Below are 12,603 nucleotides of genomic sequence, written 5' to 3'. Positions count from 1 at the left end.
ATGTAGCGTAGTCCGGTCATCGCGCCTGGTTTGGGACCAGGAGGTCGCAAGTTCGAATCTTGCCATCCCGACAAAAAGCCTCCCAGTATTGGAAGGCTTTTTGCTTTTTAGAACGTTTATCATTCTGGAATCTCCATCCGAATCCGCCAATCTTTAGGTAAGTAATTGTTCACCCTATTACCCAACCCTTTTACCCACCCTAGTCCTTGACCCTGGTAAGTCACAAGTACCCAACCACGCGGAGCATCAACCGACAGATTTTCCTTCTTTAGAAACACCAATGCTTCGTTTTCGGTTAGCTCAAGTCGAAAAATATCCGATGACAAGGCGGTACTTAAAGCAAGGGCATGCGACGGAATAAAATCATTTCCCTTAAACTCTCCCATTTCAAGTCCCAGTCCTTTGGCCGAAAGGGTATTGTCCAAAATCCGAATATCATTTAATTGGCTGTCTAAAAACGCGATTACTTCCCCGTTGGGTTTTACAAACAAATGAAAACTATCGGGTTGTTCGAGCCATTTACGGGCTTCAGGAAGTTGTTTTGCTGTCAAACGTTTACATGATCGAAATCCTTCTTCTTTACCTCTTCTGGGCAAAGTATCGTAGCGCTGGGCTGAACGAAAGGCATGAGGCTTTTCAAATATCGAAAAAAAGAAACCTTCTCCTTTGACTCGATGCGGATAACATTGGTATCCAATGGGTTTTTCTACGACGCCCCACTCAGCGGGTACGCTAATTTTGAGTTCTTCCATGCCCTTTTCCCGTAGCCATTGGCCTGTCCCTTGGTTTTCGTCATCGTTGTAGGTACAGGTACAGTACAACAAGATTCCGCCAGGAGTAAGCAAAGGCAAGGCAGCGTCCACGATTCGTTTCTGGCGACCCGCACATACTTGTACACTTCCTTCCGACCATTCGTTGATGGCCGCAGGGTCTTTGCGAAAAAGACCTTCTCCAGAACAAGGGGCATCTATCAAAATAACATCAAAAAAAGACTCTAATTTCCCTAAATCTTCGGGGTCATGGTTACTCACGTGGACGTTGGGTGAACCCCATTTTTGCACGTTTTCTTTCAAAATCATCACCCTGCTTTTAATCACTTCGTTGGCCAGCACCAAACTATCAGGATGAAGTAAGGAGGTCAATAGGGTGGTTTTTCCGCCAGGAGCAGCACATAAATCAAGCACGCGAAGCGGTTTGGCCACGTTAGCCACTTGGGGCAGTGCGTGTCCAATCAACATCGACGAGGCTTCTTGTACGTAATATGCCCCCGCGTGAAAAAGTGGATCGAGCGTAAAAACAGGACGTTGCTCTAAATACCGTCCTTCCAAACACCAAGGAATAGGTACGGTTTGGGACGCAGGAGCGGTGATTTTTCTAGGATTGTAGCGAATACTGACGGGTGGCGCTGCTTGTAAAGCGGTTTCAAACGCAGTATAATCGTTACCAAGTTGGGCTTGTAGTTGGTGTATAAATGGAACGGGAAGTTGCATATTTTACGATAAAACGGTTTATTGTTTACTCACCTCCTCATAAAGTGCCAAAAGTTGGGCTGCAATGGTTGGGGCGGAAAATTGTTTTAAGTGTGTTTGACCGTCGGCCACAAGTTGGGCGCGCAGAGGCTCGTCGTTCCAGAGGCGTTGAAGATGAGAAGCCAATTCACTAGTGTCGTCGGGAGCGGCATACAAAGCGCCTTTGCCACCTGCTTCTTCCAGACACGAACCCGTAGCTGCCACCACGGGCACACCGCTGTGAAGCGCTTCGACGATGGGAATACCAAAACCTTCAAACACCGAAGGATACGCAAACACCCGAGCTAAGCGATACAGAACGGGCAAGTCCGAAAACGGAACGTTGTTAAAGATTCGTACGCGGGTCGAGAGTTGGTGCTGCGTTAGGTAGCGTTCAATTTCGGCTTGGTACGCCGTTTTGCCTCCAACCAAAATTAATTCTGCCCCCTTCAGTGAAGCGTCGGCAAATGCCTTGACCAATTGACCTTGGTTTTTGCGGGTTTCAATCGTGCCGACGCACAAGACAAATGGGCGAGTTAGGTTGTATTTTTGTTGAACTTCGTTGTAAGACGAGGCCGAAATGGAGTTGTTAGCGTGAAAAACCTCGTGACAATCTTGGTAAATGACCTTGATTTTATCGGGCGAAGTACCGTAAAAATCGACGATGTCTCGTTTGGTTTGTTCACTCACGGCCACAATGCAGTCGGCTTCGACGCAGGCTTTTTTGAACTTACGTTGGTAAAAAAAACGGTCGGTGGCGGGGTATAAATGCGGGTAACGTAAAAAAATCAGGTCGTGAATTGTAACGACAGATTTGATGTTGCCTAACCCCTGCGGAAGTTCATTGCTGAGCCCGTGAAAAAGTTGAATGTTATCTCGTTGTACCTCAGACACCACCCCATAACTTCGCCACCAAGCGCCGTACAAGGCGTTGGACGACGCAGGCGTGCGGATGAGCGACGTGGGAAACTCGTCGAAAAGCCCCAATTTTATTTTAGGCGTATAGGCCGTGTAAGTGTGCGTAGGGGCAAAAGTGCGTAGTGCATTGAGCACAAAACGGCTGTAATTGCCCAAACCCGTTCGGTTATTAAACGCCCTTTTGGCATCAAATCCAATCCGCATCAGTGTTTTTTAGGGTCAGGTTTGTGAATATGAGCTACTTCCTGCAAGTCGATAAGCTCGTCGCAGTGGGGACAGCGGACGTATTTGCGGCCTTTATCGCGGCGTATTTGCTCCATAAAACCCGAAGCAACAATACCCGTTGGCAAAGCAAAAAGGGCAATACCGAGCATCAAAACAATGCCCCCAAATAGTTTACCAGCGGCCGTGACGGGGTACATGTCGCCGTAACCCGTGGTGGTCATTGTAATTACGCCCCACCAAAGGGTGGCAGGAATGCTTTTGAAGCGTTCGGGTTGGGCGTTGTGTTCTAAGTAATACATCACACTCGACGAAATGACGAGGGTAAAAACAATGAACGACAAACAAATCAGCAGTTCTTCTTTGGTTTCGTAGAAGACGTTTCGAATCATTTTGAGGGCACGAGAATAACGCGATACCCGAAACAATCGGAATAGCCGAAAGACGCGTAAAATACGAATGATGCCAAAGTCGGAGGTAAGGAGGGTGAAATAAAAGGGAAAAATTCCTAGAAAATCGACAATGGCCCAAAACGAAAAAATAAACTGCAAACGCCCCCGCCAATCGCTTCGGTACCGAGGATTTTCGACGCAGGACCAAATCCGCAGGAAATATTCGATGGTGAAAATACCAACGGAAAAAATCTCGAAATACTGAAAAATGTGTTCGTAGAGGCGATTGTGACGGATTTCGGGGACGGTGTGCAGGACAATGGCGAGGGAATTGAGCACAATGACCGACACCAAACCGAGGTTGATGTACAAGCTCAACCCACGTCGTCCACTGGCCGAGAACTCAAGGGTATTGTAAACTCGTTTGCGGAAAGTCACGGGAAGTACAGTTTTTCCACAAAAATAGCAAGAAGTTGCATCAGGTACTGCCTATTTGACGAAAGATGGCGCGAGGTTGCGCCTCGTGCCGACTATTTTTAGGCTTCCAGTCTGTTGTGTGAAGATGGCTAGAAGCCTGTGAATAGTGAGCACGAGCAGAATGCTCACGCTATTGGGATTTATAATATCTAATATGTAGTGAAAGATGGCGCGAGGTTGCGCCTCGTGCCGCTTATTCGTAGGCTTCCAGCCTGTTATGTGAATATGGCTAGAAGCCTGTGAATGGTGAGCACGAGCAAGATGCTCGCGCTATCGGGATTAGAAGTGATAAGAGAAATTTAAAACCTGCATAGGGCTAATCTCTAATACAAAACTTTTAAGGTTTGTGCTGTAGAGAAATGCCCAACTGCCGCTACTTGTGTAATTGTTATCGGTGACAATTAGTAACCCACCACTATAATGATTTGAACTAAATTCCCGATAGTAAGATGCTAAACTCGCTTCCGTTGATATTGAAAACTGTTTACCTAAATAATAACGAAACCCCAGAATAGCTACCCCCCCTAGTTGCCAACTATGATCTGGGTAATAAAGAGGATTTACTTGAGGTAATTGAATTAGATAGCCTTCTATATTTTCTCTACGAAAGTGGGCATCAATTGCCCAAAATACACTTGAATTTTTAGCAATTTTTTTTTGTCTTTCATAACCCAACCTAAATAAAAAACTAGCTTTTTCAACCCCCAGACCAATATTTCTCGGATCTGTCTTTATATCGGCCCCTATTCTAAATCTAAGAGCACTATTTTTTGATAAAGTTCGCCGAGCAAATATGGAATATTTGGGTAAAGAATTCTTATCCAATAGCCAGAGCAAATCAGTACCTATTTCCCATTTGAGGTTGAGAGTATCTTTACTCTGTGCCCTGAGTTCACTCCCAAACCCAAGGATAAAAAATGCTAGGATTAAAAGGATATTTTTCAAAAAAGAAATGGTGGTTTTAGTGGTGCCTACTTGCTTGTGGGCGTTTGGGCGGTGGCCGTCGTTGTACAACGATACAATGTTAGGAGCTGTCACTGCAAACGACTTGCAGTGGCGTGATTTTTTTTGGAGCGTTTTCATGGTTTGAAATGGTAGATTTTGATAAAAAATAAATGGAAGTAGTGTTGAGAAAACGTTGAAAATGACAATCCAAATATCTTAGTTTGTAGTTGTAATTGCAATATTTTAATATAAAATAAAACAAATAAGCGGCACAAGGTCTTGCCTCGTGCCGCTTATTTTTAGGTTTTCAGCTTGTTATTTTCGTTCAAAAACCTTTTCGCCCGCTACGTAGGTTTTGTTCACTTTTAGCTCACGGAGTTCGTTGGCGGGGGCAGTCATCAAATCTTTTTCAAGGATAACAAAATCAGCAGCTTTGTCTTTTTCGATGCTACCGAGGCGATTTTCTTCAAAATTACCGTAAGCCGACCAAATCGTCATACCGCGCAGCGTTTGCTCACGCGTCAGGGCATTTTCTACTTGATAGCCTCCCGCAGGAAAGCCCTTGGCATCTTGCCGATACACCGCCGAATGGAAGGTATAAAAAGGCGACACGGCTTCCACGGGAAAGTCGGTGCCCAACGCAATTTTCTGATTTTGCTCCATCAAAGTTTTGAAAATATACCCATTTTTTTCGCGGTCTTTGCCCAAACGCTGCCCTGCCCAGTACATGTCGGAGGTAGCGTGTGTAGGTTGGGCAGAAGGTAAAATCGAATAATCTCCAAATTTTGCCACATCGGCCGCGTCCACGATTTGGGCGTGTTCAATCCGCCAACGGCGGTTGTTTTTGCCTTTCAAATACTTAGCGTAGAGGTTTAGCATCAAGCGGTTAGATGAATCCCCGATGCAGTGCGTATTGGCCTGAAACTCGCTATTGGCCAATTGAGAAATCCATTTTTCAAGCTCGGTAGGACTAAAAAGCAGAAAACCCGTTGTTTCGGGGGCGTCGCTGTAAGGTTTGAGCAAACAAGCACCGCGCGAGCCCAACGCGCCATCGGCATAAATCTTAAACGAACGAACGTTCAATCGGTCAGAGACATAAATGCCTTTTTTGAGCATCTTTTCGATGTTTTCTTGACTCACGCTCACCATCGGATACAATCGAATTTTGAGCGTTCCAGCTTTTTGAAGGCTATCAATGTGGTCGATAATATCAGGCGATAACCCCGCATCGCCGACGTTAGTGAGGCCGTATTGAAAACACATCGCCTGCGCTTTGAGAAGTTTAGACGTAATCTCATCTTTCGTGGGCGTAGGGTTAAGGGCGCGAACAAGCTGCTGGGCACGGTCGATGAGCACGCCCGTCGGTTGTCCATTTTTTAGAACCACCAAGCCACCTTCTGCCTTTGTTTCGGCGGTGATTTTCGCCAATTGTAAAGCTTTAGAGTTGACCCAACCCGCGTGCCCGTCGATGCGCGTCAAATAGACAGGGTTGTTGGGAAATGCTTTGTCTAAAATGTCTTTGGTCGGAAATTCCTTTACAGGCCAGTCGTTTTGATCCCACCCACGGCCAATAATCCACACGGCGTCGGGGTGTTCGGCTTGGTATTTTTTGAGGCGTTCGACAATTTCTTCGGGCGACTGCGTGTCCACCAAATCGGCTTGATCAAGCATTTGACCAAGGCCGTAGAAGTGGGCGTGGGCATCGTATAGGCCAGGGTAAACGGCTTTGCCTTGGGCATCGACGAGGGAGTCAGACTGGAACTGAGAAAAGACCGTGGCTGAATCTCCCACGGCCACAAATTTGCCATCTTTAACGGCAAAAGCCGAGGCTTTGGAGAAGGTCGAATCGACGGTATAGACCGCTGCATTATAAACAATTAGGTCGGCTTTCTTCTGGCCTGAACATGCCGCTAAAAAGGCGGCACAGAGCGCGTAAAAGTAGTTTTTCATCGTGTCAGGGTTAAACTGTGCCTAAAGCTACGCTTTAAAAAGCTATTTTTGAAGCAGTGCGAAAGTTTTATCGCAATCCATTAAACGAACTTTCTGCCATTTCTGTTATCGAAAGAATGGCAGTTTGCCCTACATAAAAGCCCACTAATTTCGTTTTTGCTGGTATGAAATACTTTTTTCTTGCGTTCCCCATCGTTTTTTGTTTATCGTTGGATTCGTCTTCCCAAGAGCTACTGACGCTCGAAAATGCCGTTTCTACCGCACTCGAAAAAAGCTATTCCATTAAAGTTGTCCAAAGCCGTGAGGCCATTGCCCATAATGACAACACCCGAGGGAATGCGGGGATGTTGCCCGTGGTATCGGGAACGGCTCTCCAAAACTTTACCCATAATAGCATTAACCAATCGTTTTTTAATAATATCCGTGAGCCGCTGGTGCAGAGCGGAATTGATAACCGTAATAACAACGCGGGAGTGACCATGGTGTGGACACTCTACGACGGGATGGGGATGTTTGCCGCCGCCGACCGTTTGAAAGAGTTTGAAAAGCTGGGTAAAACCAACGTCCAGATTGCGATTCAGAACACAGTTTCGCAGGTGGCCAATGCGTATTATGAAATTGTTCGCCAGAAGCAGCGCCTCAAAGCACTCCAAAATGCGTTGGATATTTCGGCGACGCGCCAAGAGCTTGCCAAAGCAAATTATGAAGTAGGAACAACGTCAAAATCGGAATACTTGGCCGCGCAGGTGGATTATAACCAAGACCAAGCGGCGGTGCTGGCACAACAGCAGGTGATTCAAAACGCTAATGTCAACCTGAATGCGTTACTTTTTCGCGATTTTGAAACCAAATTTGCGGTGATTGATACGATTGTTTTCCGTAATGATTTGGCCTTGGGTGATTTGAAGCAAAAATTGGTCGAAAACCCCAATTTACTGGCGGCGGCTCAAAGCCGTACCTTGGCAAAAATCAACGAAAAAGAAGTTAAATCAACCAAATACCCACAGGTGGATTTGGTGACGGGTTATAATTATACTTCGTTCAATAACGAAGCGGGTTTTGGAGCCCAAAAAGGGCAGTCGCGGGTGTTAAACTACGGAGTGCGCCTCAACGTTCCGATTTATGATGGCTATAATCAACGCCGCCGTGAACAAAACGCTAAAGTCAACACCATCATTACTGAATACCAAGAAGCAGATTTGAAAAACCAGTTGCTGTCGGCCCTTGAGCGGACGTACAACAGTTATCAAAATAGTTTGCAACTGTTTGGTTTTGAGGAGAAAAACTTGAAAATAGCGCGTCAAAACGTGGATTTGGCCTTTGAGCGTTACAAATTTGGAAACTCGACGGCCATCGAATTTCGCGAAGCCCAACGCAACGCCGTTGCCACAGAATCACGCTTGATTGAAGCTGCTTTCAGCGTCAAACTCGCCGAAATCGAACTCCTCCGCCTCAGTAGCTCTATTGTGAGCGAAGTGAAATAATGCGAACTCAAGTTGGGTTGTGAGCAACCCAACACACGAGCCTTCTCAATGCTTACTAAAACGATTCTTAAACGCTAGGAACGGCGTTTCAAAGTAGCGGTACGACAATGCTGATACACCAATGGTAAGCAAGGCCGAAAGTGGATACAGAATCAGGTTGAAGGTAAGCACGGACAGCGTATCGCCAAACGTCCACTGAATGAGGTGGATACTGGCGACAATGAAGGCAGTTTGGTAGATATAAATTCCGTACGAAATCTTGCCCAAATAAGAAATCCAGTTGTACTCTAAGTTGACAATGGAGGCGGGATTGCTCGATACATTGAGGATAAAATAACCAAAAAACAGCCCGTAAAACTCCAAATTTAGGCTGCTCACGTGAACGCCTGTGACAAGGCAAATCAATAAAACAGCATATACCACAAGCTGCATATCTTTGCGGAAAAGCAGTTGTAGTAGCTTTTCTTTTTGGTAATAGACCAACGTCGCACATAGCCCGCCCGTCATCAAGGTAATGATTCGAAATTGGCTGAAGAAGAAACGTGTAATTTCAGGCACGTTGTTTGCATACTGCGTATGACCAACCCAATTGTAATAAATGTAAAAAACGGCAAACGTCCCGAAACAAAAGATAAAGACAGTGATGATGAGGCGTTTCCAGCTAAAGTCTTTGACAATCCAAGGCCAAAGGTAATAAAACTGCTCTTCGACGCCGATGGACCAAGTTTGGGCGGCTAAGTAAGGCGCATTGTAAAGAATAAAACCAATGTTGGGTAAAACAAGCAGGAAAAGCGACAAGCGCCGAAAAACGTTGTGCGCCATGAACGAAATTTCGTTGTTGGGCGGAACAAAAAGGGAAATCTGAGGAAAGACAAAAAATGAGAGCAGTACAATCAGAAAATAAAGTGGCCAAATCCGTAAAATCCGTCTTATGTAGAAATTACGCGTATTGATAAACCCAAATCGGCCTTTCTCGTGTAGCAGTAAATAGGTGATAAGGAAGCCACTAAGTACGAAAAATAAATCGACGCCTAATTTCCCCATGCTCTTAATGAGGTGATTGTCGTAAAAATTCGGAACTTTGAAAACCTCTTTCACTTGTTCGATGTGGTGAATCAAAACCGAAAACGCGGCAATAAAACGAACCCCATTGAGGTTAGGAAAATAGACTGAGGTAGAAACTTTGCTCAAAAGGATAATCTTTTTTGGTTTTTGAGAGTAACCATACCACTCTCAGAATGGCAAAATTAGCTTAATTTGCCCAAGTGATAACTAACGCTATGCAATTTAGAATTTATACGTTGATTGTTTGTTGGTGTTTTTTCCTGCAAAATGCGGTAGCCCAATCACAATACATCCCGCTCAATGATGATTACTACCATCTGATAGATCGGTATGAAATTCGCCGTGGGCGATTGAATGAGGATTTTCACATTGGGGTAAAACCTTTTCAGCGCTCGGCGGTGATTAACTTCTTGGACAGCATCAAGGCAGACCGCACGATGCCGCTCAATGATACTGATTTTTTTAATTTAGATTACCTGCGCCAAGACAGCTGGGAGTGGTCGTCGGACCAAACACCCATGAGCAAAAAAACGTTGTGGAAACGTTTTTACCGCAAACCTTCTGATTTTTACTACGTTCAGAACAAAAACTTCGACCTACACCTCAGCCCCGTCACGCATTTGATTTTGGGAGGCGAAAACAATTCAAAAGATTATTTATGGCTAACAGCACGCGGGGTAGAATTGCGGGGAACTATCGGGAAAAAGCTGGGCTTTTATACCTACGTTAGTGATACCCAAGCGATGTTTCCGCAGTATGTACGTAATTACACGCTAAATGTGCGTGAAATTTATTTAGGTTACCCACTGTATGTGATACCAGGAGAAAGCCTGGTTAAAAGCTTACGTACCAATGGTGTAGATTTTATTTCGGCACGTGGATACCTTACTTTCAATCCGATTAAGCAAATCAATATTCAGTTTGGGCACGACCAAAATGTTATTGGAAGCGGGTATCGTTCGATGCTTCTGTCAAATTGGAGTGCACCTTATTTGTTTTTAAAGGCAACGGCACAATTGGGGCGCTTCCAATACACCAACCTTTGGTGTAATATGTTGTATAACCAAACGCCCCGTACTCCTGAAGAACCGTTAGAAAAGAAATATGCAGCTATTCACCACTTGAGTATTAATTTGAGTAAAAATATCAGTCTAGGAATTTTTGAGGCGGAAATGTATGGTCGTACCAATGGCAAATTGGATGCAAATTATTTCAATCCGATTATTTTTTATCGGTATTTGGAAACGTATCTAGGGAGTTCTGACAATGCTATGCTTGGGTTTGATTTCCGTTGGAATTTCTTGAAAAAATTTGGCTTCTACACGCAATTTATGCTAGATGAATTTAAAACATCAGAGTATTTTGGTAAAAAAGGCTCGTGGGGGAAAAAGTTTGGTTTTCAGGCAGGACTTAAATATGTAGATGCCTTTAAGATTCCGAACTTGGATTTACAAGCAGAACTAAACCTCGCCCGACCTTATACGTATGCGCACAAGTCGGGATACACTAACTATGTCCATTATGACGTGCCCTTGGCGCACCCACTTGGGGCAAATTTTTGGGAAGTCGTAGGACTTGCTCGCTATCAGCCAAGTCGTAGATTAACCCTTTATGGAACGTTTCAGCGCTCGCGCAAAGGAATTGACATTGATGGGCGAAACTGGGGAGGAAGTATTTATCGAAGCTACCAAGATAGTCGTCCGAGTGACGTCAATAATTTTTTGACGCAAGGCACACCCGTCGATGTTACTTTTTCGGACGTACGGGCATCGTACATGCTCAAGCACAATTTCTTTATTGACGGACGAGTTATGCTGCGGAATCAAGTAAGCCCAGCGGCTTCGGTAAACCTCAAAACCAACTTAGCCACCGTTGGTTTTCGGTTCAATCTGCCTTATCGTCAACAGGTGTTCTAAACCCCAAGTCGAACTTTTTTGACGAAAATACGCTTGTTTTCACAACCCACACACTAAAAACCATTGATGTCCATTCTCCGTAAACATATTCTCTCACGACTCGTTTGGGTGTTTATGGCATTGCACATCCTCAACTGTAGTATTGACTCTCCTGACGCCCAGCCTGATTATGTTCCCGAAAACCTCAGCTATAACGACATCGAAAGTGTGGCCGAGTTGATTATCGAGCAAATCATGGGTTTTGATAACATCATTCCAGAACAAGACGAACACGATACCGAAGACGGCGGGAGTATCTCCATCGCCAAAATCCTTTTTTACTGTCAGCCGTTCAGTGTCTTCTCACTGACTACGACCGAAGCCGTACTACCTTCGGCCGAGCGGCCAATTCACTACCGCGATACCTACGCGTCCCAGTTTCACCCCGACATTGTACCTCCACCTCCCAAAGAAATGACTTCGTAAGGCTTTTGGCCTAAAACCAGTCATTCGACTGAGTTAGCTCATTTTCTCATTTTTTTTATAACACAAAAGCATAGCTCAAAAAGCTACGCTCGGTTGTGCTTTTTATCCAACTATTATGAAACCATTCGTAGTGTTGGCGGGTATTTCTACCTGCCTAATAATGCTTTGGTCGTGCGCCAAAGAAACAAAAACCGCCCAAGTTACCCAAGAAATATTGCCTGTGACCCAACCTATTATAGTTGATACGACGTACACGCAAGAGTATGTCGCTTCTATTGCTTCACTCCAAAACGTAGAGGTACGAAGCAAAATCGGCGGGTACATCGAGGCCGTTTTGGTGGACGAGGGCAAACCTGTACGGGCGGGTCAAATCTTGTTCCGTATTGGAAGCCAAGTCTATCGTCAAGAACTTCACAAAGCAAACGCCATCCTCAAAAGTACGCAAGCCGAAGCAAAAACGCTGGCGCTTGAAATCAAAAACACCCGTCTGCTTGTAGAACAAAACGTGTTGTCGAAGGTGGAGTTAGACATTGCGGAATCGAAACTTGAGACACTGAAGGCCAAAATCGAAGAAGCGGAGTCGGACGTTTCCAACGCCCAATTCCAACTGTCGCTTACCGAAATCAAAGCGCCCTTTGGTGGTGTCATTGGGCGGATTCCTAACAAAACGGGGAGTTTGGTGGATGAAGGAACGCTACTTACTACACTCTCCAACAACCAAGATGTGTTTGCTTATTTCAACGTCACGGAAAAAGAATACTTGGATTTTACGGAGCAAAACGAGGTAAATCAACGGCGTCCAGTCAAGCTTTTGTTGGCCAACGGTCAACCCTATTCTCAAACGGGTGTCATCGAAACTGTTGATAGCCAATTTGATAAAAGTACAGGTACGATTGCTTTCCGCGCCAAATTTCCGAACCCTAAACAGGTGTTAAAAAACGGGGCAAGTGGAAAAGTTCAGCTCACCAATACGCTTAAAAATGCGCTGATTGTCCCTCAAAAATCGGTGTTTGAGGTGCAAGACCGAAACTGTGTCTATGTGGTTGATGCTGAAAACAAAATCAGCCAGCGCAATGTGCAAATCATGCAGCGATTACCGCAACTCTATGTGATAGCGACGGGATTAACCGCGACGGACAAGGTTTTGTACGAGGGTATTCAGCGAGTGACCGATGGCGATTTCGTTTCGCCTAAGTTGGTGCCAATGCGTGAGGTCATGGCAGAGATGGGACAAAAATAGTGCGCAATTCAAACCAAAGAA

The 12,603-nt window shown here is 45.1% G+C and carries 10 protein-coding genes; 4 read left to right on the top strand and 6 right to left on the bottom strand.

Annotated features, from left to right (window positions below; translation table 11 throughout):
• Positions 1 to 119 precede the first annotated feature (119 nt).
• The 5 genes from AC23P2_RS28515 to AC23P2_RS28495 all read right to left on the bottom strand — a co-directional run bounded on the left by AC23P2_RS28515 (position 120) and on the right by AC23P2_RS28495 (position 6,412).
• Entirely contained in the window at positions 120 to 1,490 is a 1,371-nt protein-coding gene (locus tag AC23P2_RS28515) for a methyltransferase RsmF C-terminal domain-like protein (protein WP_487776353.1), read from the bottom strand.
• Between the two features lie 18 nt (positions 1,491 to 1,508).
• On the bottom strand, positions 1,509 to 2,630 hold the full coding sequence (locus tag AC23P2_RS28510; RefSeq protein ID WP_487776352.1) for a glycosyltransferase family 4 protein: 1,122 nt from the start codon (positions 2,628 to 2,630) through the stop codon (positions 1,509 to 1,511).
• A complete protein-coding gene (locus AC23P2_RS28505; RefSeq protein WP_487776351.1) occupies positions 2,630 to 3,478 on the bottom strand; it encodes an ion transporter in 849 nt (282 codons plus the stop codon). The genes AC23P2_RS28510 and AC23P2_RS28505 overlap by 1 nt, the downstream gene beginning before the upstream one ends.
• A 318-nt stretch (positions 3,479 to 3,796) precedes the next feature.
• Complete coding sequence (locus tag AC23P2_RS28500; protein ID WP_487776350.1) at positions 3,797 to 4,600, bottom strand: hypothetical protein; 804 nt, start codon at positions 4,598 to 4,600, stop codon at positions 3,797 to 3,799.
• 177 nt (positions 4,601 to 4,777) lie between these two features.
• A complete protein-coding gene (locus AC23P2_RS28495) occupies positions 4,778 to 6,412 on the bottom strand; it encodes an amidohydrolase (RefSeq protein WP_487776349.1) in 1,635 nt (544 codons plus the stop codon).
• A gap of 164 nt (positions 6,413 to 6,576) precedes the next feature.
• Here AC23P2_RS28495 and AC23P2_RS28490 point away from each other — a divergent pair, with 164 nt between their 5' ends.
• Positions 6,577 to 7,896, top strand: a complete 1,320-nt coding sequence (locus tag AC23P2_RS28490) for a TolC family protein (RefSeq protein ID WP_487776348.1) — start codon at positions 6,577 to 6,579, stop codon at positions 7,894 to 7,896.
• 45 nt (positions 7,897 to 7,941) lie between these two features.
• Here AC23P2_RS28490 and AC23P2_RS28485 read toward each other — a convergent pair whose 3' ends face one another.
• On the bottom strand, positions 7,942 to 9,087 hold the full coding sequence (locus tag AC23P2_RS28485) for an acyltransferase family protein (protein WP_487776347.1): 1,146 nt from the start codon (positions 9,085 to 9,087) through the stop codon (positions 7,942 to 7,944).
• Positions 9,088 to 9,176: 89 nt separating this feature from the next.
• Here AC23P2_RS28485 and AC23P2_RS28480 point away from each other — a divergent pair, with 89 nt between their 5' ends.
• From AC23P2_RS28480 to AC23P2_RS28470, 3 genes are all read left to right on the top strand, one after another.
• Positions 9,177 to 10,877 (top strand): hypothetical protein, encoded by a 1,701-nt coding sequence (locus tag AC23P2_RS28480; protein WP_487776346.1) that lies wholly within the window; start codon positions 9,177 to 9,179, stop codon positions 10,875 to 10,877.
• A 66-nt stretch (positions 10,878 to 10,943) separates the two neighbouring features.
• A complete protein-coding gene (locus AC23P2_RS28475) occupies positions 10,944 to 11,342 on the top strand; it encodes a hypothetical protein (RefSeq protein ID WP_487776345.1) in 399 nt (132 codons plus the stop codon).
• 115 nt (positions 11,343 to 11,457) lie between these two features.
• Complete coding sequence (locus AC23P2_RS28470) at positions 11,458 to 12,582, top strand: efflux RND transporter periplasmic adaptor subunit (protein WP_487776344.1); 1,125 nt, start codon at positions 11,458 to 11,460, stop codon at positions 12,580 to 12,582.
• Positions 12,583 to 12,603: the final 21 nt, after the last annotated feature.

The sequence above is a fragment of the Runella sp. R0.1_18 genome, from assembly GCF_057652155.1.
The sequence above is the reverse complement of the archived record's forward strand: the minus strand, read 5'-3'. Positions and strand labels throughout refer to the sequence as shown.

Bases quoted from the DNA above. Each gene is read 5' to 3' on its own strand.
- AC23P2_RS28515 (WP_487776353.1), bottom strand. From the start codon at position 1,490: ATGCAACTTCCCGTTCCATTTATACACCAACTACAAGCCCAACTTGGT.
- AC23P2_RS28510 (WP_487776352.1), bottom strand. From the start codon at position 2,630: ATGCGGATTGGATTTGATGCCAAAAGGGCGTTTAATAACCGAACGGGT.
- AC23P2_RS28500 (WP_487776350.1), bottom strand. From the start codon at position 4,600: ATGAAAACGCTCCAAAAAAAATCACGCCACTGCAAGTCGTTTGCAGTG.
- AC23P2_RS28495 (WP_487776349.1), bottom strand. From the start codon at position 6,412: ATGAAAAACTACTTTTACGCGCTCTGTGCCGCCTTTTTAGCGGCATGT.
- AC23P2_RS28490 (WP_487776348.1), top strand. From the start codon at position 6,577: ATGAAATACTTTTTTCTTGCGTTCCCCATCGTTTTTTGTTTATCGTTG.
- AC23P2_RS28480 (WP_487776346.1), top strand. From the start codon at position 9,177: ATGCAATTTAGAATTTATACGTTGATTGTTTGTTGGTGTTTTTTCCTG.
- AC23P2_RS28475 (WP_487776345.1), top strand. From the start codon at position 10,944: ATGTCCATTCTCCGTAAACATATTCTCTCACGACTCGTTTGGGTGTTT.
- AC23P2_RS28470 (WP_487776344.1), top strand. From the start codon at position 11,458: ATGAAACCATTCGTAGTGTTGGCGGGTATTTCTACCTGCCTAATAATG.